Genomic DNA, 24,291 nt, shown 5'->3' on the forward strand with positions numbered 1-24,291 from the left:
GATAAAAAATTTCTAATAATAACTAGAGATATGAAGGGAGAACTCTGTGCCTAGACCGAAAACAAAAGAGGAGCTAATGCTGGCCTCTAAGGAAAACTATGAAAAGCTCAATTGTTTCATCTCCCAACTAAGTGAAGATGAGCTACAGACTCCATTTGATTTTTCAAGAGACCCAAAGAAAAAAGAAGCTCACTGGAAAAGGGATAAAAATCTAAGAGATGTTCTGATCCATCTTTATGAATGGCATCAGTTACTTTTGACTTGGGTACATTCTAATCAAGAAGGTCACGAAAGGCCTTTTCTACCTGAACCTTATAATTGGAAAACTTATGGAGAAATGAATATCGCTTTTTGGAAGAAGCACCAGAAAACCTCCTTAGAAGAAGCGACTAGACTCCTAGAACAATCACATAGGGAGGTTTTAGAGTTGATAGAAGTTTTTAGCAATGACGAACTCTTTACCAAAGGTATCTATAAGTGGACGGGTGGGACAAGTCTAGGTTCCTACTTTGTCAGTAGCACGTCAAGCCACTATGATTGGGCTCTGAAAAAACTCAAAGCACATCAGAAGAATTGTAAAGGATAGATGGCCTATTTGAAATGTCAAGAATGAGTTCTTTTAAACGTAAGATAAAAACAAAGGGCTATCAAGTCATGTAGCCCTTTTGAGTTATACAAGCAAATTACCATGCAAAAGCTGTCGTTGGAGCATTGAGCGCTTCTAACCACTGTTTATTTTTTACGGGGCAAAGAGTTACGGATATACCTGCCATATCTAGACTGGTCATAAATGTTCCTGATTTTATAAAGGTAATAGTGACTCCTTCAATTTCTAAGAGTTGAAGGATATCATTGATAAATATGCCCATTTCTAAGTTGCTGGTAGTGCCTAGATTATTTACAAGCAATATAAATTGATCACCCTTTTTCCAATGATAGTGCAATCTTAATTTACTTATAATTTCATTTGCAAGGATTTCCGATGATTGGAATGGGACGATACGATAGCCTTCTTCGCCATGTATCCCAATACCATAGGAAATATTTCCTTCTTCCAAGTTAAATAGTGGAAGGGTGGCTTGGGGGAGACTAGCAGCTTTCGTTGCAAAGCCAATTGTTGCGATTTCGGGAGCAAGTTCATGACCTAAATCAGTTAGTTGCTCGATGTCGGCACCATTTTGAGCTGCATATCCTAGAACTTTATGAAGTAAAATAGTCCCTGCAAGCCCTCTCCCTCTAATTTGAAATCTATTGTGAGGTTCAATTGAAATATCGTCGTGTGCTAGACTATAGCCGACTTTAATTCCTTCTTTTCTAGCAGTGTTAATGGCAGAGCTAAATTCTTTGATGTCTGCTTCGAAATTTTTTACAATGATAAAGACACCGTGACCATTGTTTAAAAAACGAATGGACTCTAAGATTTCAGTTCTTGTAGGTGGAGTAAATAATTGGCCATAGATAGCAGCAGTAAGCATTCCTTCTCCCACATATCCAATATGAGCAGGTTCGTGACCTGAACCTCCACCCGACAATATTGGAACCTGATGAGGATTTCGATTTTTTTGATAGACTAATGGTAAGGTAGGGTGTTTTTCTAATTCAGGATGACTGCTGACAGTTGCCGAAATGTAACTTGAAATAATTTTCTGTTTATGATTTGAAATAAATGTCATTGTGGTCTCTTTCCAATAATTGTCATGATTAGAAAGTCTGGTTGTGGAACTGGACTTTTTTTATTGACGTAAGCCTTCACGATTTCTGCTAGAGCATGTGAATGATAGTCTAACAAAAAACAAGTATAAGCAGATGAATCGATATCAATCTGACCGTATTCTTTTAAAATTTTTGATACAAGCAAGCAACAGTAGCTGATAAATTGGTCATAGAAGTTATTTTGTCCTTGAATATCAAAAAGTTGAATATAAAAGTCACGCTCTTGTTCGAAATAAAAAAATAATTCTTGTAATAGTTTTTGGCCCGAAATGAAGTCTAAGTTATTGGTGATATACTCGGTTAAGTCAGTTTCAAATATCCAGTCTAGCAGTTCATATTTGTCAAGAAAGTGATTGTAAAAGGTTTGTCTACGAATGCCAGCTGATTCCATGATATCTACAATAGAGATTTTGTCAAATTCTCTAGTAGCTAATAGGTCTCTAAATGCCTTGGCAATCCGTTTTTTTGTAATAAGTGATGATGCCATAGGAAACCTTTCTTTTACTTACTTCATTTTACCAAAAAAATGTTTTAAACGGGTTTAAAAGGGGACAAATAATAGAATCTGTCCCTTATCATCCAGCGATAAAAAATATATAATGAAAGCGAAAACAAAGGTACATGCCGAAAGGAGTTTCTCATGAAAAAAATTATAAATGAACCGACACAAGTTGTTGATGAAATGTTGCAGGGATTGTCATTCATGCATGATGACTTGGTAGAACGCTTAGATGGTTTTGATGTCATCGTTAGAAAGGCAGAAAAGACAGGAAAAGTTGGACTCATTTCAGGTGGAGGTTCAGGACATGAACCAAGTCATGCTGGATTTGTAGGAGATGGAATGTTGTCTGCTGCCATTTGTGGAGCAGTCTTCACTTCACCTACTCCGGACCAAATTTTAGAAGCCATTAAGGCGGCTGATGAAGGTGCTGGAGTTTTCATGGTCATCAAGAACTATTCTGGTGACATTATGAACTTTGAAATTGCACAAGAATTTGCTGAAATGGAAGGTATTGATGTAGCAAGCGTTGTGGTTGATGATGATATCGCTGTTGAAAATAGTCTCTATACCCAAGGCCGTCGAGGTGTTGCAGGTACTATTTTAGTCCATAAAATTTTGGGTGCTGCAGCTCGTTCTGGTAAATCATTAGCTGAAATAAAGGACTTGGCCGATAAACTTGTCTTAGAAATTAAAACAATTGGGCTAGCTTTGTCTGGAGCAACCGTTCCTGAAGTTGGGAAACCCGGATTTGTTCTAGAAGATGATGAGTTTGAATATGGAGTTGGTATTCACGGTGAGCCAGGATATAAAAAAGAGAAAATGCAACCTTCAGCACAATTGGCCTCAGAATTGGTTGAAAAACTATCTGAAGGTTTCCGACTTAAGACTGGTGAACGCTATGGCCTTCTCATCAATGGTTTAGGAAGCACTCCTCTTATGGAACAATACGTATTTGCAAATGATGTGGCTAAATTACTCCATGAAAAAGGTGTTGAGTTGGCATTTAAGAAAATTGGAAACTATATGACCTCAATTGATATGGCTGGCTTGTCATTAACATTGATTCGATTGGCAGATGATGAGTGGTTGGATGCTCTAAATGCACCTGTTACTACACCAGCTTGGTAAAACTCAAGGAGGAAATGTTTCATGAATGCTGAACAAGCTCTTGAATGGATGAAGCTTTTTAATAAAAAGATTCAAGAACAGAAAGATTACCTTAGTGAGCTAGACACTCCTATAGGAGATGGAGACCACGGTGGAAATATGGCGCGTGGCATGGCTGCAGTTATGGAAAACTTAGAAGGAAAGCAATTTGAGACTAGCAGTGATGTTTTTAAACTTGTCTCAATGCAACTACTGAGTAAGGTAGGTGGTGCTTCTGGTCCCTTGTATGGCTCTGCTTTTATGGGCATGGCCAAGGCTGATTCAAATTCGAAAATAGAGGAAATCTTACAAAGTGGTTTGGATATGATTGTCAAACGTGGGAAAGCAGAAGTTGGAGAAAAGACAATGGTTGATGTTTGGACTCCTGTTATTGCTGCCTTGTCTGCTGGCCAATTGACTCAAGAGGTTATTGATAAGGTAGTGAATGCTACCAAAGATTTACTTGCAACTAAAGGAAGGGCATCTTATGTAGGAGAACGTTCTCTGGGACATATTGATCCTGGATCATTCTCATCAGGATTACTCTTTACTGCTCTTTTAGAAACTGGGGTGGTTTAATGGGAAGTGTTGGTCTTGTTATCGTTTCACATTCCAAACACATTGCAGAAGGTGTTGTTGAGCTGATTAGTGAAGTAGCTAAAGATGTTCCGATTACTTATGTAGGAGGAACCGAAGATGGAGGAATTGGAACAAGTTTTGATCAAGTAGATAGGGTTGTTTCCGAAAATCCAGCAGATTCTTTATTAGCTTTTTTTGACCTAGGTTCTGCTAAAATGAACTTAGAAATGGTGGCTGATTTCAGTGATAAAAGTATCATGATCAATAGGGTTCCAATTGTAGAAGGTGCCTATACTGCAGCAGCTCTTCTTCAGGCTGGGGCAGAACTGTCAGTTATTCAAACACAGTTGTTGGAGCTTGAAATCAATAAATAAGAAATTTTACTATAACTCTTTTTATAAGTGGGCTATTGATTATCTCAACTATTAAATTTTAAGTAAATAATTTCAAAATCAGAAAGGGATTGCTTTATGCAGTTCCTTTTTAATGTAAAAGGAGTAGAATCATAGAGTTTCTAAATTGTGAATCATTCAAAACTGATTGTGATGGGACTATTCTAGCTTTAGAATTCTTCAAAAATTAAGATTTAAGGTAATCAATAGCTTAGAATAGTACGAAAACATTTAGTTTATAGGAATTCTAGGTCTAGAATTACATAGATATTTATGAAGTTAGGGTATTCGATAGTTAGGATTGTTCTATTCTGAAAGATTTGAGCTGTCAATCTTCTAGAATAGTAGTTTGCCAATGAATTTTGTTGAAAGATTCCTTGTTTTATGGTAGTCTAAAGTAAAAGAAAGCCTTATCATTATATTTGTATCTTTAATCTGACTTGGTTTAGGTCTAGAAGAGGGATAGATATTTTGGGTTTCCAAATAATAATAATATTTTCACTTGCAAAAAATGTATTTCAACTTTACCTAATGTAAAAGAAGGAAATATCATGAAACGTTTATGACTTGTTGGAAAGAGAATGTGAACTAAAAATGGATTCTCTTTACATATTAGGAGTAGGTAGATGAGTAATCTAGAGTCAATTCGTAAAGCGCATATCATCGTGTGGGGTGCCTATCTATTTTTATCATTAAGGGCGCCGCTAATTAGCAGCACAGAGTATTTCTTGCTTATTTTTTTAGCGTTTCTCTATTCAATAGTATCGTTACCTATATACTCTGTGAAGAATAAAATAGTATCCATTTGTTTGGCTATAAACTCGACTCTGTTAATTAGTTTTCCAATTTTAATCAATAAATTTTTCCCAGGAAACGTTTCTACTTATATCGTATTAATAAGTAATTTTATCCTGGAGTTTTTAATCTTTAATAAAATTGGTAAAGATTTTGATACTAGATTAGCTAGTGAGTATAGGAAAATCAGTCAGTTTAAAAGTAAGATGTCTCAATCTCCTTGGATAAAATATTTAGAGATTTCTAGTTTTATATTAACTATATTTCCATTTATTCTTCATGGTACAGTTGATAATCATGTATTGACTCTTATCTTTTTGATAAAAATTTGTGTAGATACTACGATAAAGATTCTATTAAACAGAATCTTTAATTCAAGTGAGATGATGAAAAGGAGGATATTTTCTCTTTTTGTACTAGATTTGATTGTCTATTTATTTTTAGGCTATGTTTTAGCAATGCAAAAAGATGGATACCTATTTTCAATTCTACTAATTTTTTCTAATTTCTCACTTCCCTTTATCAGAGAAAAAGAGTATGAATTATTTAAAAATAAGAAATAAGATAAATATGATTAAATCTTAGTTCTCTTTAAAATCAAATCAGGTAGAGAAAGGATATCTTATCTAGGTAACAAAGTGCTTTAAACGCAGTCGACGATTACTTATTGGAGAACTATCCTAACCATGCAACGTTAAAGAGGAGAAATCTTATGAAACTCGTATCACCAAATAATTATGCTGCTATTGAGTAAGAAGAAATGAGGTGTCTTGATGGGGGATTATCTCTACATAAAGACGGGGGAATGTTACAGTAAACGTAGCTACTGCTTATTTTATGGGGAATTAAATATGTTTAAACTAAGTGATAAAGCCAGAATAATATTTGCTATTATAGGAGCAAGTTCCATATTAGTCAGCATGTATCTTATTCCTCTTATTAAAACTGAGAATAAATTTTGGGAAATACTTTTATTTATATTAGGTGTATTACTAATTGGAATTGCGTTACTAAGTCATAAAAAAATTAAATTTTGGAAATAGCGTTAGTGAGAAGGACAGGATAATAGTATTATGATGGTTGTTTTAATTTTGATGGTTGTGGTATATCTGTATTATGTAATTACAGAGTATTTTCAGAATAGTTATATTGACTGTATACTATTTCTAACATTGCTGATTTCTCATTTGATATGGGATTACTATTTTTTGCCCATTGAAGTTTTAGTGGCATTAAGTGGAGTAAATTTGCTGTCAAGATTTTTCAAAAAAAAGAGAAGTCAATAGAGTTGTTAGTAGCTTGTTAGTGGATTATAAAGATGAAAGGTAAAATGGGGATATTTAAAATGAAACATTTTTTTGCAGGAATTGGTGAGATAAGATTTAGTAATTATCTATTGTCTCTATGTGTAGGACTAGCCCCTCTTTTTCATATCTATGTAATAGGCTCTGAAATGAGTTTTGTGAAAATAGTATTATCTATTTTGGGAGTCATATTTGTATGTATTTTAACTATTGCTCGAATTTATAGAAGATTTTTCTATAATAAAAATAAACTTGACTAGAATAGTATGGATTAGTTAATCAATTGGAACGATTATTCTTTGTGATACTATACCACTTTTAAGTTTTTACATTAAACAGCTGGCTGAAGTGAAAGTTGTTTATCTTAGAAAGGAAAACACCAAATTGTCCTACAAATTTCTACTCTTCGACCTCGACCACACCTTGCTTGATTTTGATGCTGCTGAGGATGTGGCTTTAACGCAACTTCTAAAAGAAGAAGGGGTTGCAGATATTCAGGCTTATAAAGACTATTATGTTCCTATGAACAAGGCTCTCTGGAAGGACTTGGAGCAAAAGAAAATCAGTAAACAAGAGCTGGTTAACACGCGCTTTTCTTGTTTATTTGCTCATTTTGGAGAGGAAAAAGACGGTAGTTTTCTAGCCCAGCGTTACCAATTTTACCTCGCCCAACAGGGGCAAACTTTTTCAGGTGCTCATGAACTTTTAGATAGCCTCATCGAGCGTGATTATGACTTGTATGCTGCGACAAATGGAATAACTGCCATTCAGACAGGGCGTTTAGCTCAATCTGGTCTAGCACCTTATTTCAATCAAGTCTTTATCTCTGAACAGTTGCAAACACAAAAGCCTGATGCCCTCTTTTATGAAAAAATGGGGCAGCAGATTGTAGGTTTTAGCAAAGAAAAGACGCTGATGATTGGAGATTCCCTAACTGCCGACATTCAAGGTGGTAATAATGCGGGGATTGACACTATCTGGTACAACCCTCATCACCTCGAAAATCACACACAAGCCCAACCGACTTACGAAGTCCATTCTTACCAAGACTTGCTGGATTGTTTAGATAAACTGTAAAAAGTGGTTTCCATAGCCACTTTTTGCTATAATAGAGGCAGTAAAAACGAAGGAGTTGGCTATGGAACACTCGTCTTGGCATGCTTTGATTAAGGAGCAATTACCTGAGGGTTATTTTGGGAAAATCAATCAGTTTATGAATCAGGTCTATGCTCAGGGGACTATTTATCCACCCAAGGAAAAGGTTTTTCAGGCTCTCTTGACAACACCGCTTGAAGAAGTTAAGGTGGTGATTCTAGGGCAAGATCCCTATCACGGGCCAGGTCAAGCGCAGGGCTTGAGTTTTTCTGTACCCGACTCTATCCCAGCTCCGCCATCCTTGCAAAATATCTTGAAAGAATTGTCAGATGATATTGGGGTCAAGAAATCTCATGATTTGACAGCTTGGGCTGAGCAAGGAGTCTTGCTTCTTAATGCCTGTTTGACGGTTCCTGCTGGACAGGCCAATGGTCATGCTGGTCAGATATGGGAGCCTTTTACGGATGCTGTGATTCAGGTGGTCAATCATCTAGATAGACCAGTCGTTTTTGTACTCTGGGGAGCTTATGCACGTAAGAAGAAGGCCTTAGTTACCAATCCTCATCACTTGATTATCGAATCAGCCCATCCTAGTCCTTTGTCAGTTTATAGAGGATTTTGGGGTTCCAAGCCTTTTTCCAAGGCCAATGCATTCTTAAAAGAAACAGGACAAGAGCCAATCGATTGGCTTAGATAAGGAGAAAATATGCCTCAGTTAGCGACGATTTGCTACATTGATAACGGGAAAGAATTGCTCATGCTCCATCGTAATAAGAAGCCAAATGATGTTCATGAAGGGAAATGGATTGGTGTGGGTGGTAAGCTAGAGAGAGGAGAGACCCCTCAGGAATGCGCGGCGCGTGAAATCCTCGAAGAGACGGGACTGAAAGCCAAGCCAGTTCTAAAAGGTGTTATCACTTTTCCTGAATTTACGCCAGATTTAGACTGGTACACCTATGTTTTTAAGGTGACGGAGTTCGAGGGTGACTTGATTGACTGCAACGAGGGAACGCTAGAATGGGTTCCCTATGATGAGGTTTTGAGCAAGCCAACTTGGGAAGGTGACCATACCTTTGTTGAGTGGCTTTTAGAGGATAAACCCTTCTTTTCAGCCAAGTTTGTTTATGATGGGGATAAATTGTTGGATACCCAAGTCGATTTCTATGAATAAAGGAGAAAGCAGATGCTACTAATTAAAAATGGTCGTGTAATGGATCCCAAGTCTGATTTGGATCAAGTGTGTGATGTCTTAGTTCAAGATGGGAAAATTATCAAAATTGCGCCTGAGATTAAAGAAGAAGGAGCAGAGATAATTGATGCTACTGGTCTTGTAGTTGCTCCTGGCTTGGTCGATATTCATGTTCATTTCCGTGAACCTGGTCAAACACACAAGGAAGACATCCATACTGGGGCACTAGCAGCTGCGGCAGGTGGTTTTACAACTGTTGTCATGATGGCTAATACTAGTCCAACCATCTCGGATGTAGAGACCTTGCAAGAAGTTCTCCATTCAGCTGCCAAAGAGAAGATTAATGTTAAGACGGTTGCGACCATTACTAAGAACTTTAATGGCCAAGACTTGACTGACTTCAAGGCACTCTTAGAAGCTGGTGCGGTTGGTTTTTCTGATGACGGTATTCCGCTTGAAAGTAGTAAAGTTGTCAAGGAAGCCATGGAGGAAGCCAAAAAGCTTAATACCTTTATTAGTCTCCATGAGGAAGATCCAGGTTTGAATGGGATTCTTGGCTTTAATGAAAATATCGCTAAAGAACATTTCCATATCTGCGGTGCTACTGGGGTGGCTGAGTATGCTATGATGGCGCGTGATGTCATGATTGCCTATGCAACCAAGGCCCATGTTCACATCCAGCATTTGTCTAAGGAAGAAAGTGTTAAAGTAGTTGAGTTTGCTCAGAGGCTAGGTGCGCAGGTCACAGCAGAAGTAGCACCACAGCATTTTTCTAAGACCGAAGCGCTCCTTTTGACACAAGGAAGCAATGCTAAGATGAATCCGCCACTTCGTTTGGAATCAGACCGTCGTGCCGTTATCGAAGGTCTCAAGTCAGGTGTTATCACAGTTATCGCGACAGACCACGCGCCTCACCATGCGGATGAAAAAAATGTCGAGGATATTACCAAAGCGCCATCTGGTATGACAGGTTTGGAAACATCTCTTTCTCTCGGCTTGACCTATTTGGTAGAAGCTGGTGAGTTAAGCCTGATGGAATTACTTGAAAAAATGACATACAACCCAGCCAAGCTTTACAACTTTGAAGCAGGTTACTTGGCTGAGAATGGTCCAGCGGACATTACTATTTTTGATGCTAAGGTTGACCGCTTTGTGGACTCCTATTTTGCTTCGAAAGCAGCTAATTCACCATTCATCGGTGAAACTTTAAAAGGGCAGGTTAAATATACCATCTGTAAGGGACAAATTGTCTATCAAAACTAGGTGGGAGTCTGCTCTGTAAACAAAAAGAATAGAGAGCCTATATGTACCAAACCCATCATTTTAAAGACAAGTTTATCTTATTTTTAAAGATATTTTTCCCTATCCTGATTTATCAATTTGCCAATTATTCTGCCTCCTTTGTTGATACGACTATGACAGGTCAATACAATACCATGGACTTGGCTGGTGTGTCTATGGCAACCAGTATCTGGAATCCTTTCTTTACCTTTCTAACAGGCATTGTGTCAGCTTTGGTGCCTATCATTGGTCACCATCTTGGTCGAGGTAAAAAGGAAGAGGTTGCGTCTGATTTTTACCAGTTCATCTATCTGGCCTTGGGCCTATCCGTGGTCTTACTGGGGATGGTGCTTTTATTGGCACCACCAATCTTGAATCATATTGGACTAGAAGCACCGGTGGCGGCAGTAGCGGTTCGCTATCTCTGGTTTTTATCTATCGGGATTATCCCCTTGTTGCTCTTTAGTGTCATTCGTTCCTTGCTGGATTCGCTGGGCTTGACCAAACTGTCCATGTACCTCATGCTTTTGTTACTTCCCTTGAATAGTGGATTTAACTATCTCTTGATTTACGGGGCCTTTGGTGTTCCAGAACTGGGAGGGGCTGGTGCTGGTTTAGGAACATCCTTGGCTTATTGGGTTTTGCTTGGAATTTCTGTTCTGGTTTTATTTAAACAGGAGAAGCTCAAAGCCTTACACCTTGAGAAACGAATTCCATTTAATATGGATAAAATCAAGGAAGGAGTTCGCTTAGGTCTGCCTATTGGGGGAACTGTCTTTGCCGAAGTGGCTATCTTTTCCGTGGTTGGCTTGATTATGGCTAAGTTTTCATCCTTGATTATTGCTAGTCACCAGTCAGCTATGAATTTTTCAAGTCTTATGTACGCCTTTCCTATGAGTATCTCATCGGCTATGGCTATTGTTGTTTCCTATGAAGTGGGAGCCAAGCGATTTGATGATGCGAAAACCTATATTGGTCTAGGAAGATGGACTGCCCTCATTTTTGCGGCCTTCACCTTAACCTTTCTTTACATTTTTAGAGGAAATGTGGCTAGTCTTTATGGTAACGACCCAGAATTTATCGATTTGACAGCACGCTTTTTGACTTACAGCCTTTTCTTCCAGTTAGCAGATACCTTTGCGGCACCGCTTCAGGGAATTTTGCGAGGCTATAAGGATACAGTTATTCCTTTTTACCTTGGTTTGGTTGGTTATTGGGGCGTAGCAATCCCAGTTGCTATGCTATTTGATACCCTAACAGATTTTGGAGCTTATTCTTACTGGATCGGCTTGATTATTAGTTTGGTTGTGAGTGGGGTTCTCTACCGTTGGCGTTTAACTGTGATTATGAAGAGATTTGAAGCTTTAGCAAAATCCAAACTATAAAAAAGTTTGTGAAAAAATATTCTTGATAAGAAAATCCCTTATTCCCATGGGGTTTTCTTTTTTAATTTGTGAAATTTTCTTTAGAAAAACTTTGACAGTATTTGCCAAAAACGGTAAAATAGTAAGGTAAGAAGAAAGTTAGAAAGGCAAGAAGATGTCAATTTTAGATAAAAATCTTTTGCTAGAGATGTTCCGTAAGATGGAAGAAATCCGTCGTATGGACTTAAAAATTGCGCAATTAGTAAAGAAAGGGAAAGTGCCAGGAATGACGCACTTTTCTGTTGGAGAAGAGGCGGCTAACGTGGGTGCTATGTTAGCTCTCAATCCAGATGATCTGATCACATCAAACCACCGTGGTCATGGACAAGCCATTGCCAAAGGAATTGACCTAAACGGAATGATGGCTGAAATCCTTGGTAAATACACTGGAACCTGTAAAGGTAAAGGTGGATCTATGCATATCGCCGATCTTGATGCTGGTAACCTTGGTGCCAATGGTATCGTAGGTGGTGGTATGGGAATCGCTGTTGGTGCAGCCCTCAGTCAACAAATGCAAAATACTGGAAAAATCGTCGTTTGCTTCTTTGGAGATGGTGCGACCAACGAAGGTGTTTTCCACGAAGCAGTGAACATGGCTTCTATCTGGAACCTGCCAGTCATTTTCTATTGCATTAACAACGGTTACGGTATCTCTGCGGATATCAAGAAAATGACCAATGTAGAACATATCCATCAACGTAGCGCTGCTTATGGAATTCCTGGAATGTTCATCGAAGATGGAAACAATGTCATCGACGTCTACGAAGGGTTCAAGAAAGCCGTAGATCATGTTCGTGGTGGTAATGGTCCAGTCTTGATTGAAAGTGTAACTTACCGCTGGCTTGGTCACTCATCATCTGATCCTGGTAAATATCGTACGCGTGAAGAAGTGGAGTTGTGGAAACAAAAAGATCCAATCGAAAACCTCCGCAATTACCTTATTGAAAATAACATTGCAAGTGCCGAAGAATTGGAAGAAATCCAAGCGCAAGTCAAGGAAGCAGTAGAAGCTTCTGTTAAATTTGCAGAGGAAAGTCCATTCCCACCGCTTGAATCAGCATTTGAAGATATTTACGCAGACTAAGGAGAAAGAGATAAAATGGAAACAAAAACAATGTCCTTCCGTGACACCATTATCCTTGCTATGTCTGAGGAAATGCGTCGCGATGAAAATGTATTCTTGATGGGAGAAGATGTAGGTGTCTTCGGAGGAGACTTCGGAACTTCTGTCGGAATGCTTGAAGAATTTGGTCCAGAACGTGTCCGTGACTGTCCGATTTCTGAAGCTGCCATCTCGGGAGCAGCAGCAGGAGCAGCCATGACAGGACTTCGTCCAATCGTCGATATGACCTTCATGGACTTTTCTGTTATTGCCATGGACAATATCGTCAACCAAGCTGCTAAAACACGTTACATGTTTGGTGGTAAAGGTCAGGTTCCAATGACTGTTCGATGCGCTGCTGGTAATGGAGTTGGTTCTGCAGCCCAGCACTCGCAATCACTAGAGTCTTGGTTTACTCATATTCCTGGACTTAAGGTTGTGGCTCCAGGTACACCTGCTGACATGAAAGGACTGCTCAAGTCTTCTATCCGTGATAACAACCCTGTTATCATTCTTGAGTACAAGTCAGAATTTAACCAAAAAGGGGAAGTACCAGTTGATCCAGACTACACGATTCCACTTGAAGTCGGCGAAATCAAACGCGAAGGAACGGATGTAACAGTTGTTACTTATGGGAAAATGCTTCGCCGTGTGGTTCAAGCTGCTGAAGAATTAGCACAAGAAGGAATTTCTGTTGAGATTGTTGACCCACGCACCCTTGTTCCGCTTGATAAGGATATCATCATTAACTCAGTTAAGAAGACTGGTAAGGTTGTTCTGGTTAACGATGCCCATAAAACAAGTGGCTATATCGGAGAGATTTCAGCAATTATTTCAGAATCAGAAGCATTTGATTATCTAGATGCACCAATCCGCCGTTGTGCAGGAGAAGATGTGCCAATGCCTTATGCACAAAACCTAGAAAATGCAATGATTCCAACAGTTGAAAGCATCAAAGATGCCATCCGTAAAACATATAACAAAGAATAGAATTACATAAGATAAATTATGTAAAACTATTGTTATCTCTATCAAGAAGAGTTGGTTCGATAATAACCGACGAAGGATTTAGTAAATCTACATGGTTGGTTACTTGATAGTGGCAACCGTAGTAATTTGAGATACGTTTTGTATCCAAGTTATTTGAAAAGTTGCGACATGAGTGAGTCGAATCGATAATATTCGACGAATGAATTAGTAAGTCTACTAGGTTGACCGCCTAATAGCGGCAACCGTAGCAACTTGAGATACGTTTTGTATCCAAGTTACTTGTAGAGTTGAACACGGGCTAAAAGCTCGGAAAAAAGATAAATCTCCTTGACTTCATCGAAGCCATCGTCGATTTCCTATTTTTCAGTCGCTTTTGACGCCCTTAGTATCTTAGTATAGAATTGGAGAGGTCATGGCTGATGACAAGCTAAGAGCGACTCCTGCGGCTAGAAAGTTAGCGGATGATTTAGGGATCAACCTCTACGACGTTTCTGGCTCAGGTGCAAACGGTCGTGTCCACAAAGAAGACGTGGAAACTTATAAAGACACAAACGTGGTTCGCATTTCGCCACTTGCAAAACGAATTGCCCTCGAACATAACATTGCTTGGCAGGAAATCCAAGGAACAGGTCATCGTGGTAAAATCATGAAGAAGGACGTTTTAGCCTTGCTTCCTGAAAATATCGAAAACGACACCATCAAGTCTCCTGCTCAGATTGAAAAAGTGGAAGAAGTCCCTGATAACGTAACACCATACGGTGAAATCGAGCGTATTCCAATGACACCAATGCGTAAGGTTATTGCCCAACGCATGGTTGAATCTTACTTGACTGCGCCAACCTTTACCCTCAACTATGAAGTTGATATGACTGAAATGTTGGCTCTTCGTAAGAAGGTTCTTGAGCCAATCATGGAAGCAACTGGGAAGAAAACTACTGTAACAGACCTTCTTTCACTTGCAGTTGTTAAGACTCTTATGAAACACCCTTACATCAACGCTTCATTGACCGAAGATGGCAAGACTATTATCACTCATAACTACGTTAACCTTGCCATGGCAGTTGGGATGGATAATGGATTGATGACTCCTGTTGTTTACAATGCTGAAAAATTAAGCTTGTCAGAGCTGGTCGTAGCTTTCAAGGACGTCATTGGCCGTACCTTGGATGGTAAATTGGCTCCAAGTGAACTGCAAAATTCAACATTCACAATCAGTAACTTGGGAATGTTTGGTGTTCAGTCCTTCGGTCCTATCATTAACCAACCCAACTCAGCTATCCTTGGTGTTAGTTCGACAATCGAGAAGCCAGTTGTCGTCAATGGTGAGATTGTCATTCGCCCAATCATGAGTCTTGGGTTAACAATTGACCACCGTGTCGTAGATGGTATGGCTGGTGCTAAGTTTATGAAAGACTTGAAAGAATTGATTGAAAATCCAATCTCAATGTTGATTTAAGAACAAGAGGATTCATTTTAAAGATATAGATAAAGGAAGGAAGACATGGCCTTAGAAGTAATTATGCCAAAAGCCGGCGTGGATATGACAGAAGGACAAATCGTCCAATGGAATAAAAAAGTCGGAGAATTTGTAAAAGAAGGAGAAATCCTTTTGGAAATCATGACTGACAAAGTCAGCATGGAATTGGAAGCCGAAGAAGATGGGTACTTGATTGCCATTCTCAAAGGAGATGGTGAAACAGTCCCTGTAACGGAAGTTATCGGTTACCTTGGCGAAGAAGGGGAAAATATCCCAACAGCTGGAGCCACAGCGCCAGAAGCTAGCCCAACGCCTGCAGTTAGTGCCTCAAACGACGATGGTAAGAGCGATGATGCCTTTGATATCGTTGTCATTGGTGGAGGTCCTGCTGGTTATGTTGCAGCCATTAAAGCTGCCCAACTTGGCGGTAAGGTTGCCCTTGTTGAGAAATCAGAACTCGGTGGAACCTGCTTGAACCGTGGCTGTATCCCTACCAAGACTTACCTTCACAACGCTGAAATCATTGAGAATATCGGTCATGCAGCAAACCGTGGTATCGTCATCGAAAATCCAAACTTCACTGTAGATATGGATAAACTTTTAGAAACTAAATCTAAAGTTGTTAATACCTTGGTAGGTGGTGTTGCAGGTCTTCTTCGTAGTTACGGAGTTACTGTTCATAAGGGAATTGGTACCATCACTAAAGATAAGAATGTCTTGGTAAATGGTTCAGAATTGCTTGAAACCAAGAAAATTATCCTTGCTGGTGGTTCAAAAGTCAGCAAGATTAACGTCCCTGGTATGGAATCTCCACTGGTCATGACCAGCGATGACATTCTTGAAATGAACGAAGTACCAGAAAGCCTTGTTATCATCGGCGGTGGCGTTGTCGGTATCGAACTTGGTCAGGCCTTCATGACATTTGGTTCAAAAGTGACTGTTATCGAAATGATGGACCGTATAGTTCCAGCTATGGATGCGGAAGTTTCTAAGAACCTTCGCTTGATCCTTGAACGTAAAGGAATGACCATCTTGACTGGTACTAAACTGCAAGAAATCATCGAGGAAAATGGTCAACTTCGTATCAAGGTTGAAGGAAAAGACGATATCATCGCAAATAAAGCTCTTCTTTCAATCGGTCGTGTGCCAGACCTTGAAGGTATTGGCGATGTTGAGTTTGAATTGGATCGTGGTCGCATCAAGGTCAACGAATACATGGAAACTTCTATTCCAGGTATCTACGCACCAGGTGATATTAATGGTACTAAGATGTTGGCTCACGCAGCTTTCCGTATGGGTGAAGTTGCCGCTGAAAATGCCCTTAAAGGAAATCATGCTGTTGCCAAATTGAATTTGACTCCTGCAGCTATCTACACTCTTCCTGAAGTAGCAGCAGTAGGTTTGACAGAAGAACAAGCCCGTGAGAAATATGATGTTGCCATCGGTAAGTTCAACTTTGCTGCTAACGGTCGTGCCATTGCCTCAGATGCAGCTCAAGGTTTCGTTAAAGTCATCGCAGATAAGAAATACGGGGAAATCCTTGGTGTTCATATCATCGGTCCTGCAGCTGCAGAATTGATCAATGAGGCATCTAGCATTATCGAAATGGAAATCACTGTTGAAGAAATGCTGAAGACTATCCACGGACACCCAACCTACTCTGAAGTGATGTACGAAGCATTTGCGGATGTTTTAGGAATGGCTATCCATTCACCTAAGAAAAAATAAAACGAAGATAGAATAGACTGGAAAATATCTTTCCAGTCTCTATCGTATAAAGGGATATCATGAAATACATTATCAATCATTCAAACGACACTGCCTTTAATATTGCCTTGGAAGAATACGCCTTTAAACACCTTTTGGATGAGGATCAAATCTTCCTACTTTGGATTAACAAGCCATCTATCATTGTTGGTCGTCACCAGAATACCATCGAAGAAATCAACCGTGATTATGTTCGAGAAAATGGTATTGAGGTGGTCCGCCGTATCAGCGGTGGTGGAGCTGTTTACCACGATTTAAATAACCTCAACTACACGATTATCTCAAAAGAAGATGAAAACAAGGCTTTTGACTTCAAGAGCTTCTCAACTCCGGTTATCAATACCCTGGCTCAACTTGGGGTTAAAGCTGAGTTCACAGGTCGTAATGACTTAGAGATTGATGGTAAGAAGTTCTGTGGCAATGCCCAAGCCTATATCAATGGCCGTATCATGCACCACGGTTGCTTGCTCTTTGACGTTGATTTGTCAGTCTTAGCAAATGCCCTTAAAGTTTCAAAAGATAAATTTGAATCAAAAGGTGTCAAATCCGTCCGTGCCCGTGTAACCAATATTATCAATGAATTACCAGAAAAAATCACAGTTGAAGAATTCCGTGATTTGCTCTTGGAATACATGAAAAAAGAGTACCCAGAGATGACTGAATACGTCTTTTCAGAAGAAGAACTGGCCGAAATCAATCGCATCAAAGATACTAAGTTTGGTACTTGGGACTGGAACTACGGTAAATCACCTGAATTTAACGTCCGTCGTGGGACAAAATTCACCAGTGGTAAAGTCGAAGTCTTTGCTAATGTCGTCGAATCAAAAATCCAAGACATCAAGATTTATGGTGACTTCTTTGGTATCGAGGACGTTGCAGCTGTAGAAGATGTCCTTCGTGGCGTTAAATACGAACGCGAAGATGTTCTTAAAGCCCTAGAAACCATTGATATTACACGCTACTTCGCTGGTATTAGCCGTGAAGAAATCGCTGAAGCGGTAGTTGAATAAACCAAAAAGAAGTTGGTTGTAGGACCAGCTTCTTTTTTAAAAATCATATATTACATAATTTATTTTATGTATTTTATAAACTATCTAGAGCATTCTTTTGTTCATCGTTGACGATATGGGTATAGAGGTCAGTGACTTGTGTACTGGCGTGACCTAGCTGGTGGCTGACTAAAACTTGCGATTTAGTCGCATCATAGAGCCTAGTTGCTAGGGTATGGCGCAGTTTGTGGGGAGTTACACGTACTTTGAAGTCCTCAGAGTACTTAGCGACCATCTTTTCCACGCTGGAAGCATCGATACGATTAGGAACACCTCTATAGAGTGTTAAAAAGAGGGCTGTATCCGTCTTTTCCGTCTTATAGCGTTGATTTCGAATAGCAAGATAATTCTCTAAATAAGGCTTAGCAAAAGCAGCGACATTGACCGAATCACGTTTGCCACCTTTTCGAGTGACATCGATAACCATCATTTTTAGATTGAGATCCCTTATATCCAGATTAACAGCTTCAGACAAGCGGACACCAGATGCCAAGAGAAGGGCAATAATGGCCAAATCACGTTCTTTGTTTTTGTTGAATGATGAGAGAGCGCGATTTGAAAGTTGTTGTGGATACTCTTGGTCAATATAAGTTAGAAAACCTTCTGTTTCATCACCTAAAAAGAGTTTTTGCTTGATGTTTTCAGCTCTTGCAGCAAGCGTTTCTTTCTTTTTCTTTGTTGAAACTTTCTTCATTACATTACGATAAAAATAAGGTTCTCCCTGATCGTTTTCAACTTCCTCGGTCAGATACTTGTAAAGACTAGAAAGTGCTGACAAGGTCCGATTGATAGTTGTCTGTGAAACCCCCTGTTTAGTTGTATTAGCATTCAGCAAAGGACGTTCACGTAGGTAAAGGATAAAAGATTCCATGTCTTTCTTAGACATATTTTCCAAGACAGATAAAGGAATATCAGCCATTTTATCTGCGTTTGAGATACCAGACTCTAAAACCCAGCTGAAAAACCGATCATATTCCTTGAGATATTCGTACAAGGTTGTAAAACTGTAAGGAACAGCAAGCTTAGATTGGTAGTATTCCAGAACATACCAGGGCATGATTTGTTTTAGTTTGTCGATTCGTTCCAGTAAAATCTCGCGTTTCATGTATTTTCTCCATAAATAAGTCTACTAGTAGTATAGCATAGACTGATATATTTTTCAAGAAAATTATAGTTTTTCGGAAAGATGTTATAAGAGTTTTTTAAAGTGATAAAAAGACTTAGACCTGTGTAATTGGAACAAAAATAGCTAAAAATGTACCCTATCAAAGTGAAAACTGGAAATTTATTAAACCTGAATTTTAGTGAGAATATACTTTACTAAAACTTAAAATCTTATTAAATCAAATGTTTCTAGGCTTACAAGGGGTTTCGTAAGTGCTGAAAATGTACTTTATACAAACTTAAAATAAAGTACATTTCAATTATAAAGTACATTTTTCAAAGAGTGTACATTACCCCTTAAACTCAGTTGTATCAAGGGTTTATCTGCTGTCTAGGGAAAAGTACAAAAATTTCCAGTTTTAATTTTTTTTGTTTAAAATTGTCTAAAATGTACATTATTAAAGTGAAAAATGGAATAGTCAACAGAATGAAGAAAATAATTAAAGAACTCACCCACTAAACTTCTGACTTGATTATAGTCTTATTTTTACCAAAGTTCAATTATTTGTATGTGAAATATCTTATCTGTAAAAAATAACCGATCTCATTGCTGAGAATCGGTTTTCCAATATATTTAATTAAGAAATTCATTTTACATAACATAAATTATGTAAAAATATCCTACAACAACAAATCCTTGACTTTTCCAATTTCACTTTTTGGAATCACTAGATGAATCATATCTCCGAGATACATTCTGGTTGAGCCGTTAACTGTTTGGCTCTTGCCATTATGGACTTGGGTGGTGATGAGTACGTTATGTGGTAAGTTGAGTTCATGAACCTGTTTTCCAGCGATTTTGTCTGATACAGGAATTTCAATAAGTGTGACTTCTCCTTCATCTGACGCTTCTTCAGGTAGCATTTTTTCCAACATAGCCTCATAGACTGGCGCACCTTTGAGCAGATCCATGATGATGTAGGCAACTAGGGTTACCAGTCCGAGTGGCATGAGGTTGCGAATATCTCCTACCATCTCAGTTACGAGTATCATAGCAGTTAAGGGAGCCTTGGATATTGCTCCAAAATAACCACTCATTCCTAGAATGACAAATATAGGGAATTGCTCTTGACTGACAAGTCCAAGATTGACACAAATGACTCCAACTAGGGCTCCAAGCAAGGAACCAAGCGCTAAAATTGGTAGGAAAATTCCTCCTGGAAGACCACTTCCATAACTAATCATGCTCCAAACAAAGCGAATCAAAAAGTAAGCTAATAGAACTTGGAAACTATAATCTTGCTCAGTTAGGGAAAGAACAAGCTGATTTCCACCACCAAGGATTTGGGGTAAGAAGATTCCGACTGGTATGATGAGAATGAAGGCCAGAATTGGATAATAAGCTCTATCTAAACGGATTTTTTGACCTATCCAGTCATAAACTCTACCGACATTGAGCACAGCTTTCTCATAGAGAAAACCGGAAAGGCCTAGAAAAATCCCCATAAGGAGGTAAATCCAATACTGGTCTAGGGTCATGAGTGGGATGTTGTCTGGCATATCCAGTACGGGTGTTAGGCCAAATATGAGCAGAGAAACAAAGTTTGCTACGAGACTAGCTGCGAGAGTAGATACCCAGAAAAAGCGTGAAAAATGGTGATAAACTTCTTCTACCACAAAGAGAAGTCCTGCAATCGGTGCATTAAAGGCTGCAGCTAGACCAGCGGCAGCTCCACTAGCAATCAAGGAGCGTTCCTCTACTGGACTGGATTTGAGCCACTTGGCAATTCCTTTACCACCGACCGCTCCAAGTTGAATACTTGGCCCTTCACGACCCAGCATAAGACCGCTAGCAATAGCAAGAATTCCTAGAATATATTTTTTCCAAAGAACTCCCCACCAGTTGAGAGTCATCAATCCCTTTAATTCGGCTTCGACTTGAGGAATTCCTGAGCCTTTGATATCTTTTTCTGATCGAGTTAATTTCGCACTGAGCCAACAAACTATTAAATAAAATAGACCAATGATAAAAAGATTGCGCACTAGATGCGCTTGATCTTGATAAAGTCCTTGTATCAGGTGGAAACCTTTTTCGATTAAAAACCGAAAAGATCCAACGATGATCCCAACGACAAGACCGACGATGATTCCTCGTCCAACTTGAGATAATATGGTGCTTGAGGCAAAGGCAAATTCTTTCTTGGAGCTGAGTGTTTCTGACTGTTCCTCCATAATCATTCCTTCTAACTTAACTTTCTTTTTCTCCTGAGACCAGCGAGTTAACGGGTTCAAAGCTTGTTCGGTGAATTGGGGTAACTCCTAGTTTTGTGAGGCCTTCTAGGTGTTTAGCAGTTCCATATCCTGCATTAGCAGTAAAATCATATCCAGGGAACTGCCGATCATATTCCTTCATCAATTCATCACGTGTCACCTTGGCTACTATAGAAGCCGCTGCAATCGAGAGGGAATTGGCATCTCCTTTGATGATAGATGTTTGTGAAATTGGTAAATCCAGTTTCATGGCATCTATCAAAAGGTGCTCAGGTTGCGGACGGAGCTGGGAGATTGCTTCCTGCATGGCCAGTTTGGTTGCTTCATAGATATTGACTTGGTCGATGACCTGATTATCCATGATACCAATGCCGATTGATAAGGCTTGATCTTGAACGGCTTGATAAATTTCTAGGTGTTTCTTTTTAGGAATTTTCTTGCTGTCGTTGAGGCCTCTAATCTTACAATTTTGAGGTAACATAACGGCTGCAGCGACTACAGGTCCAGCCAGAGGACCACGGCCGACCTCATCAACACCAGCAATTAAGGTCAATCCTTGCTTATAAAGTTCTTTTTCATAGGAAAGCATGGATTCTAAACGAAGATCCTCATCCAATTCTGCTTGAATATCTTTTTTACGCTTGCTGATTTCCTTTTGAACTCCAGAGCGATTATCCTTTTCAAGCTCTAAAAAAATAGGACTATCAAGGTCCTTGACAGTAGCAAGGAGTTCTTTGATTTCTTTAATCGTCGCCATCGAGGTCTTCCAATGTATCTAAGGTATAGTTACCGAGTTTGCCGTCGCGGACTTCCTTCACGAAGAGACTGTAAAAGCGGTCATAGTCATCACGGAAACCGAGGGCACGGGTCATGTCCATAATAATAACAGGCGCTTCTTCCTCAATTTTCATTTGTTTAAAGCGTTCAGCCAACTTTTCTGGATAATGTTCTTTAAAATAATTGAGACCAAAAATAGTTACCTCATCCATAGGAAGCAACTGGTCTTTAATAGCTCCAGTCAAGGCCAACTTAAGCGCAACAGTTTCATCCTCAAACTTAGGCCAGAGAATCCCCGGTGTATCCAAGATTTCCAGGTCTTTATTGGTTTTGAGCCATTGTTGCCCCTTGGTCACACCTGGTTTGTTTCCGACAACGGCAATTTTTTTACCAGCCAAACGGTTCATCAGAGTGGATTTACCAGCATTTGGAATCCCGATAATCATGGTACGCAAGGTTTCAATTTTAATCCCACGTTCTCTCTGGCGAGCAATCTTATCAGCCATGAGCTTTTTGGCCGCATCTGTTACAACTTTTACAGTTACTTGTTCTTTGGAATTGATAGCTAGAGTCTGGATTCCCTTTGATTCAAAATACTGACGCCATTCTTTGGTCATTGCTGGATCAGCCAAGTCTGCCTTGTTTAAAATCAAGAGTTTTGGTTTGTCACCAACAATTTTGGTCAACATAGGATTTTGACTAGATAGAGGTAAGCGTGCATCCACCAAAATCGTCACAAAATCAACAAATTTTAAATTTTCCTGCACCTGTCGACGCGCTTTAGACATGTGACCAGGAAACCATTGAATTGTAGCCATAATATATCTCCTTCGGATTGAAAAAATTGTAAAAACGTTTTCTTTCTTGCCTTCTATTCTATCATAAATTATTCTTTTTTGCATAAGCTTTTGTCTAGAAAAGCTATTTTATTAAGGAAAATTGAATGCAATCTCATTTTTTAATATATTAATTTTCAGCAAATACCTATCTCTAATCCATGAGATTATTAAATATAAAATTAGTCGTATTGCATTCAATTAAGTTAATTAATCATCTGATAAAATAATCAAAATATATTTTAAATATATTTTTATGAAATATCTTTTAAAAGTACTATTAAAACATACCTAATTTTATTTATGAAACTACCGGATAATGGTCTGATTGAAATGAAATTAGAGAAGACATGTTTGTCCTCTCCATCAACTTTTTATTACTCGTCAAATAATTTTTCCAACTGTCTGGTTGCTGATTCAATCTCGTACCCGTTTTCATCTATCAGCTGCTTCACCTTTGCTTTATCAAGCTCTCGATGATCTCTGACAGACAAAATCTTATCTGCCCATTCCTCAAGAGAATCATTCAAAGACAGACTGTTATCATAGTTATTTAGTATCCTTGCGTCTGGTAAATGTTTTGCTGTTACAACAGGTAATCCATTGGCTTGCGCTTCAATGAGTACAATCGGTAATCCCTCAAAATTAGATGGAAAAAAGAAAACATCTAGAAGATTTAGCATTTTTCCGACATTAGTGGTCAATCCTGTAAAGATGACTTTGTCTGCTACTCCATATTCTTTTGCCACATTTTCTAAAAACTCAGTATCTCCTCTTCCGATAAATACTAAACGAGAATTGGGTTCTTTTTTGACGATTTCAGAAAATACCTTCACACAAAAACTTTGATTTTTTTGTTTTTCATATAAACGAGAAACTTGTCCTACAACAAAACAATCTTCTGGAATATGATATTCTTTTCGAAGTTGAACTTGCTTTTCTTGGTTATATATAAACTTTTCCACCTCAATGGCATTATGAATCACTAAAGCTTTTTCTCTTTCTTGACCATGATAAAAATGGTTCAACGCTTCTGTTCCACATGCCCAAAAATCGGTCGCATATTTTCCGACAAAAAGACGATTGACTGGATGAACAAAGCGGTAAAATTTATCTGCTGTTGCACAATGTCCATGAACAATTCTTTTTTCTATCCCATATTTCTTTGCTAATTTTAAAAATTCTAGATGAGTTAATCCATTTTGATTGGACCATAAAATATCATAACGATGAGCATTTTTCTTAAAAAAATCATCCCATTCCTTTAATGCCTGTTTAATATGAGGTCTTAACTTAGGGATTCTATGAACGACGAGAGGATTGTGACAAAGCTTCTTAAAATGATCACTAAATTCAACATCTTCAGGACCTTGTAGTAAAAATTCCAGTTCAAATTCAGAGGTATCAATATGATTATAAAAATCTACCACAATTTTTTCTAGTCCACCGATATCTGGAACTAAACCACAAACTAATATTCGTTTCATATTTTTACCAC

At 38.7% G+C, this 24,291-nt stretch carries 25 protein-coding genes; 18 read left to right on the forward strand and 7 right to left on the reverse strand.

What is annotated here, in order from left to right; genetic code table 11:
- The first annotated feature begins 46 nt into the window (after positions 1 to 46).
- Positions 47 to 586, forward strand: coding sequence for a ClbS/DfsB family four-helix bundle protein (locus B7700_RS06580; protein WP_084887887.1), 540 nt, complete (start codon positions 47 to 49; stop codon positions 584 to 586).
- Between the two features lie 97 nt (positions 587 to 683).
- Here B7700_RS06580 and dhaQ read toward each other — a convergent pair whose 3' ends face one another.
- Both dhaQ and dhaS read right to left on the reverse strand, forming a co-directional pair.
- Positions 684 to 1,673: a DhaKLM operon coactivator DhaQ gene (gene dhaQ, locus B7700_RS06585; RefSeq protein ID WP_084887889.1), complete on the reverse strand. Its 990-nt coding sequence runs from the start codon at positions 1,671 to 1,673 to the stop codon at positions 684 to 686.
- A complete protein-coding gene (gene dhaS / locus B7700_RS06590; RefSeq protein WP_084887891.1) occupies positions 1,670 to 2,200 on the reverse strand; it encodes a dihydroxyacetone kinase transcriptional activator DhaS in 531 nt (176 codons plus the stop codon). The genes dhaQ and dhaS overlap by 4 nt, the downstream gene beginning before the upstream one ends.
- A 153-nt stretch (positions 2,201 to 2,353) precedes the next feature.
- Here dhaS and dhaK point away from each other — a divergent pair, with 153 nt between their 5' ends.
- From dhaK to B7700_RS06675, 17 genes are all read left to right on the forward strand, one after another.
- On the forward strand, positions 2,354 to 3,343 hold the full coding sequence (gene dhaK, locus B7700_RS06595) for a dihydroxyacetone kinase subunit DhaK (protein ID WP_084887894.1): 990 nt from the start codon (positions 2,354 to 2,356) through the stop codon (positions 3,341 to 3,343).
- A 21-nt stretch (positions 3,344 to 3,364) separates the two neighbouring features.
- Positions 3,365 to 3,940, forward strand: coding sequence for a dihydroxyacetone kinase subunit DhaL (dhaL, locus tag B7700_RS06600; RefSeq protein WP_078352199.1), 576 nt, complete (start codon positions 3,365 to 3,367; stop codon positions 3,938 to 3,940).
- A complete protein-coding gene (gene dhaM / locus B7700_RS06605; protein ID WP_084887896.1) occupies positions 3,940 to 4,314 on the forward strand; it encodes a dihydroxyacetone kinase phosphoryl donor subunit DhaM in 375 nt (124 codons plus the stop codon). The genes dhaL and dhaM overlap by 1 nt, the downstream gene beginning before the upstream one ends.
- A 644-nt stretch (positions 4,315 to 4,958) precedes the next feature.
- Positions 4,959 to 5,690 carry a hypothetical protein gene (locus B7700_RS06610; protein ID WP_084887898.1) on the forward strand — a complete coding sequence of 244 codons (732 nt, stop codon included), beginning with the start codon at positions 4,959 to 4,961 and terminating at the stop codon, positions 5,688 to 5,690.
- Between the two features lie 288 nt (positions 5,691 to 5,978).
- A complete protein-coding gene (locus B7700_RS11460) occupies positions 5,979 to 6,170 on the forward strand; it encodes a hypothetical protein (RefSeq protein ID WP_084888090.1) in 192 nt (63 codons plus the stop codon).
- Between the two features lie 30 nt (positions 6,171 to 6,200).
- A complete protein-coding gene (locus tag B7700_RS11320) occupies positions 6,201 to 6,413 on the forward strand; it encodes a hypothetical protein (RefSeq protein ID WP_033628842.1) in 213 nt (70 codons plus the stop codon).
- A 59-nt stretch (positions 6,414 to 6,472) separates the two neighbouring features.
- A complete protein-coding gene (locus B7700_RS11325; protein WP_084888092.1) occupies positions 6,473 to 6,691 on the forward strand; it encodes a hypothetical protein in 219 nt (72 codons plus the stop codon).
- Between the two features lie 124 nt (positions 6,692 to 6,815).
- Positions 6,816 to 7,508 carry a pyrimidine 5'-nucleotidase PynA gene (pynA, locus tag B7700_RS06630; RefSeq protein ID WP_049544589.1) on the forward strand — a complete coding sequence of 231 codons (693 nt, stop codon included), beginning with the start codon at positions 6,816 to 6,818 and terminating at the stop codon, positions 7,506 to 7,508.
- 61 nt (positions 7,509 to 7,569) lie between these two features.
- Complete coding sequence (locus B7700_RS06635) at positions 7,570 to 8,223, forward strand: uracil-DNA glycosylase (protein ID WP_084887900.1); 654 nt, start codon at positions 7,570 to 7,572, stop codon at positions 8,221 to 8,223.
- Positions 8,224 to 8,232: 9 nt separating this feature from the next.
- Entirely contained in the window at positions 8,233 to 8,697 is a 465-nt protein-coding gene (locus B7700_RS06640) for an NUDIX hydrolase (protein WP_001135768.1), read from the forward strand.
- A 12-nt stretch (positions 8,698 to 8,709) separates the two neighbouring features.
- Positions 8,710 to 9,978, forward strand: coding sequence for a dihydroorotase (locus tag B7700_RS06645; RefSeq protein WP_084887902.1), 1,269 nt, complete (start codon positions 8,710 to 8,712; stop codon positions 9,976 to 9,978).
- A 41-nt stretch (positions 9,979 to 10,019) separates the two neighbouring features.
- Positions 10,020 to 11,381 (forward strand): sodium-coupled multidrug efflux MATE transporter PdrM, encoded by a 1,362-nt coding sequence (gene pdrM, locus B7700_RS06650; protein ID WP_084887904.1) that lies wholly within the window; start codon positions 10,020 to 10,022, stop codon positions 11,379 to 11,381.
- A 154-nt stretch (positions 11,382 to 11,535) separates the two neighbouring features.
- A complete protein-coding gene (locus B7700_RS06655) occupies positions 11,536 to 12,504 on the forward strand; it encodes a thiamine pyrophosphate-dependent dehydrogenase E1 component subunit alpha (protein ID WP_084887906.1) in 969 nt (322 codons plus the stop codon).
- A gap of 15 nt (positions 12,505 to 12,519) precedes the next feature.
- Complete coding sequence (locus tag B7700_RS06660) at positions 12,520 to 13,512, forward strand: alpha-ketoacid dehydrogenase subunit beta (protein WP_084887908.1); 993 nt, start codon at positions 12,520 to 12,522, stop codon at positions 13,510 to 13,512.
- A 412-nt stretch (positions 13,513 to 13,924) separates the two neighbouring features.
- The gene (locus B7700_RS06665; RefSeq protein ID WP_000752715.1) at positions 13,925 to 14,968 is read left to right on the forward strand and encodes a dihydrolipoamide acetyltransferase; all 1,044 of its coding nucleotides are present in this window, start codon (positions 13,925 to 13,927) and stop codon (positions 14,966 to 14,968) included.
- Between the two features lie 45 nt (positions 14,969 to 15,013).
- Positions 15,014 to 16,717: a dihydrolipoyl dehydrogenase gene (gene lpdA / locus B7700_RS06670; protein ID WP_084887910.1), complete on the forward strand. Its 1,704-nt coding sequence runs from the start codon at positions 15,014 to 15,016 to the stop codon at positions 16,715 to 16,717.
- 59 nt (positions 16,718 to 16,776) lie between these two features.
- Positions 16,777 to 17,766, forward strand: a complete 990-nt coding sequence (locus tag B7700_RS06675) for a lipoate--protein ligase (RefSeq protein ID WP_060805540.1) — start codon at positions 16,777 to 16,779, stop codon at positions 17,764 to 17,766.
- Positions 17,767 to 17,839: 73 nt separating this feature from the next.
- Here B7700_RS06675 and xerS read toward each other — a convergent pair whose 3' ends face one another.
- From xerS to B7700_RS06700, 5 genes are all read right to left on the reverse strand, one after another.
- Entirely contained in the window at positions 17,840 to 18,910 is a 1,071-nt protein-coding gene (gene xerS / locus B7700_RS06680) for a tyrosine recombinase XerS (RefSeq protein ID WP_084887912.1), read from the reverse strand.
- A gap of 680 nt (positions 18,911 to 19,590) precedes the next feature.
- Positions 19,591 to 21,141: a ClC family H(+)/Cl(-) exchange transporter gene (locus B7700_RS06685; protein WP_084887914.1), complete on the reverse strand. Its 1,551-nt coding sequence runs from the start codon at positions 21,139 to 21,141 to the stop codon at positions 19,591 to 19,593.
- Positions 21,142 to 21,157: 16 nt separating this feature from the next.
- Complete coding sequence (locus B7700_RS06690; RefSeq protein ID WP_084887916.1) at positions 21,158 to 21,937, reverse strand: ribonuclease HII; 780 nt, start codon at positions 21,935 to 21,937, stop codon at positions 21,158 to 21,160.
- Entirely contained in the window at positions 21,924 to 22,775 is an 852-nt protein-coding gene (gene ylqF / locus B7700_RS06695) for a ribosome biogenesis GTPase YlqF (protein WP_061763248.1), read from the reverse strand. Before ylqF ends, B7700_RS06690 begins: the two co-directional genes overlap by 14 nt.
- Before the next feature lie 395 nt (positions 22,776 to 23,170).
- The gene (locus tag B7700_RS06700) at positions 23,171 to 24,280 is read right to left on the reverse strand and encodes a glycosyltransferase (protein WP_084887918.1); all 1,110 of its coding nucleotides are present in this window, start codon (positions 24,278 to 24,280) and stop codon (positions 23,171 to 23,173) included.
- Between the last annotated feature and the right edge of the window lie 11 nt (positions 24,281 to 24,291).

The sequence above is a fragment of the Streptococcus mitis genome (assembly GCF_002096755.1).
GTDB lineage: Bacteria > Bacillota > Bacilli > Lactobacillales > Streptococcaceae > Streptococcus > Streptococcus mitis_AC.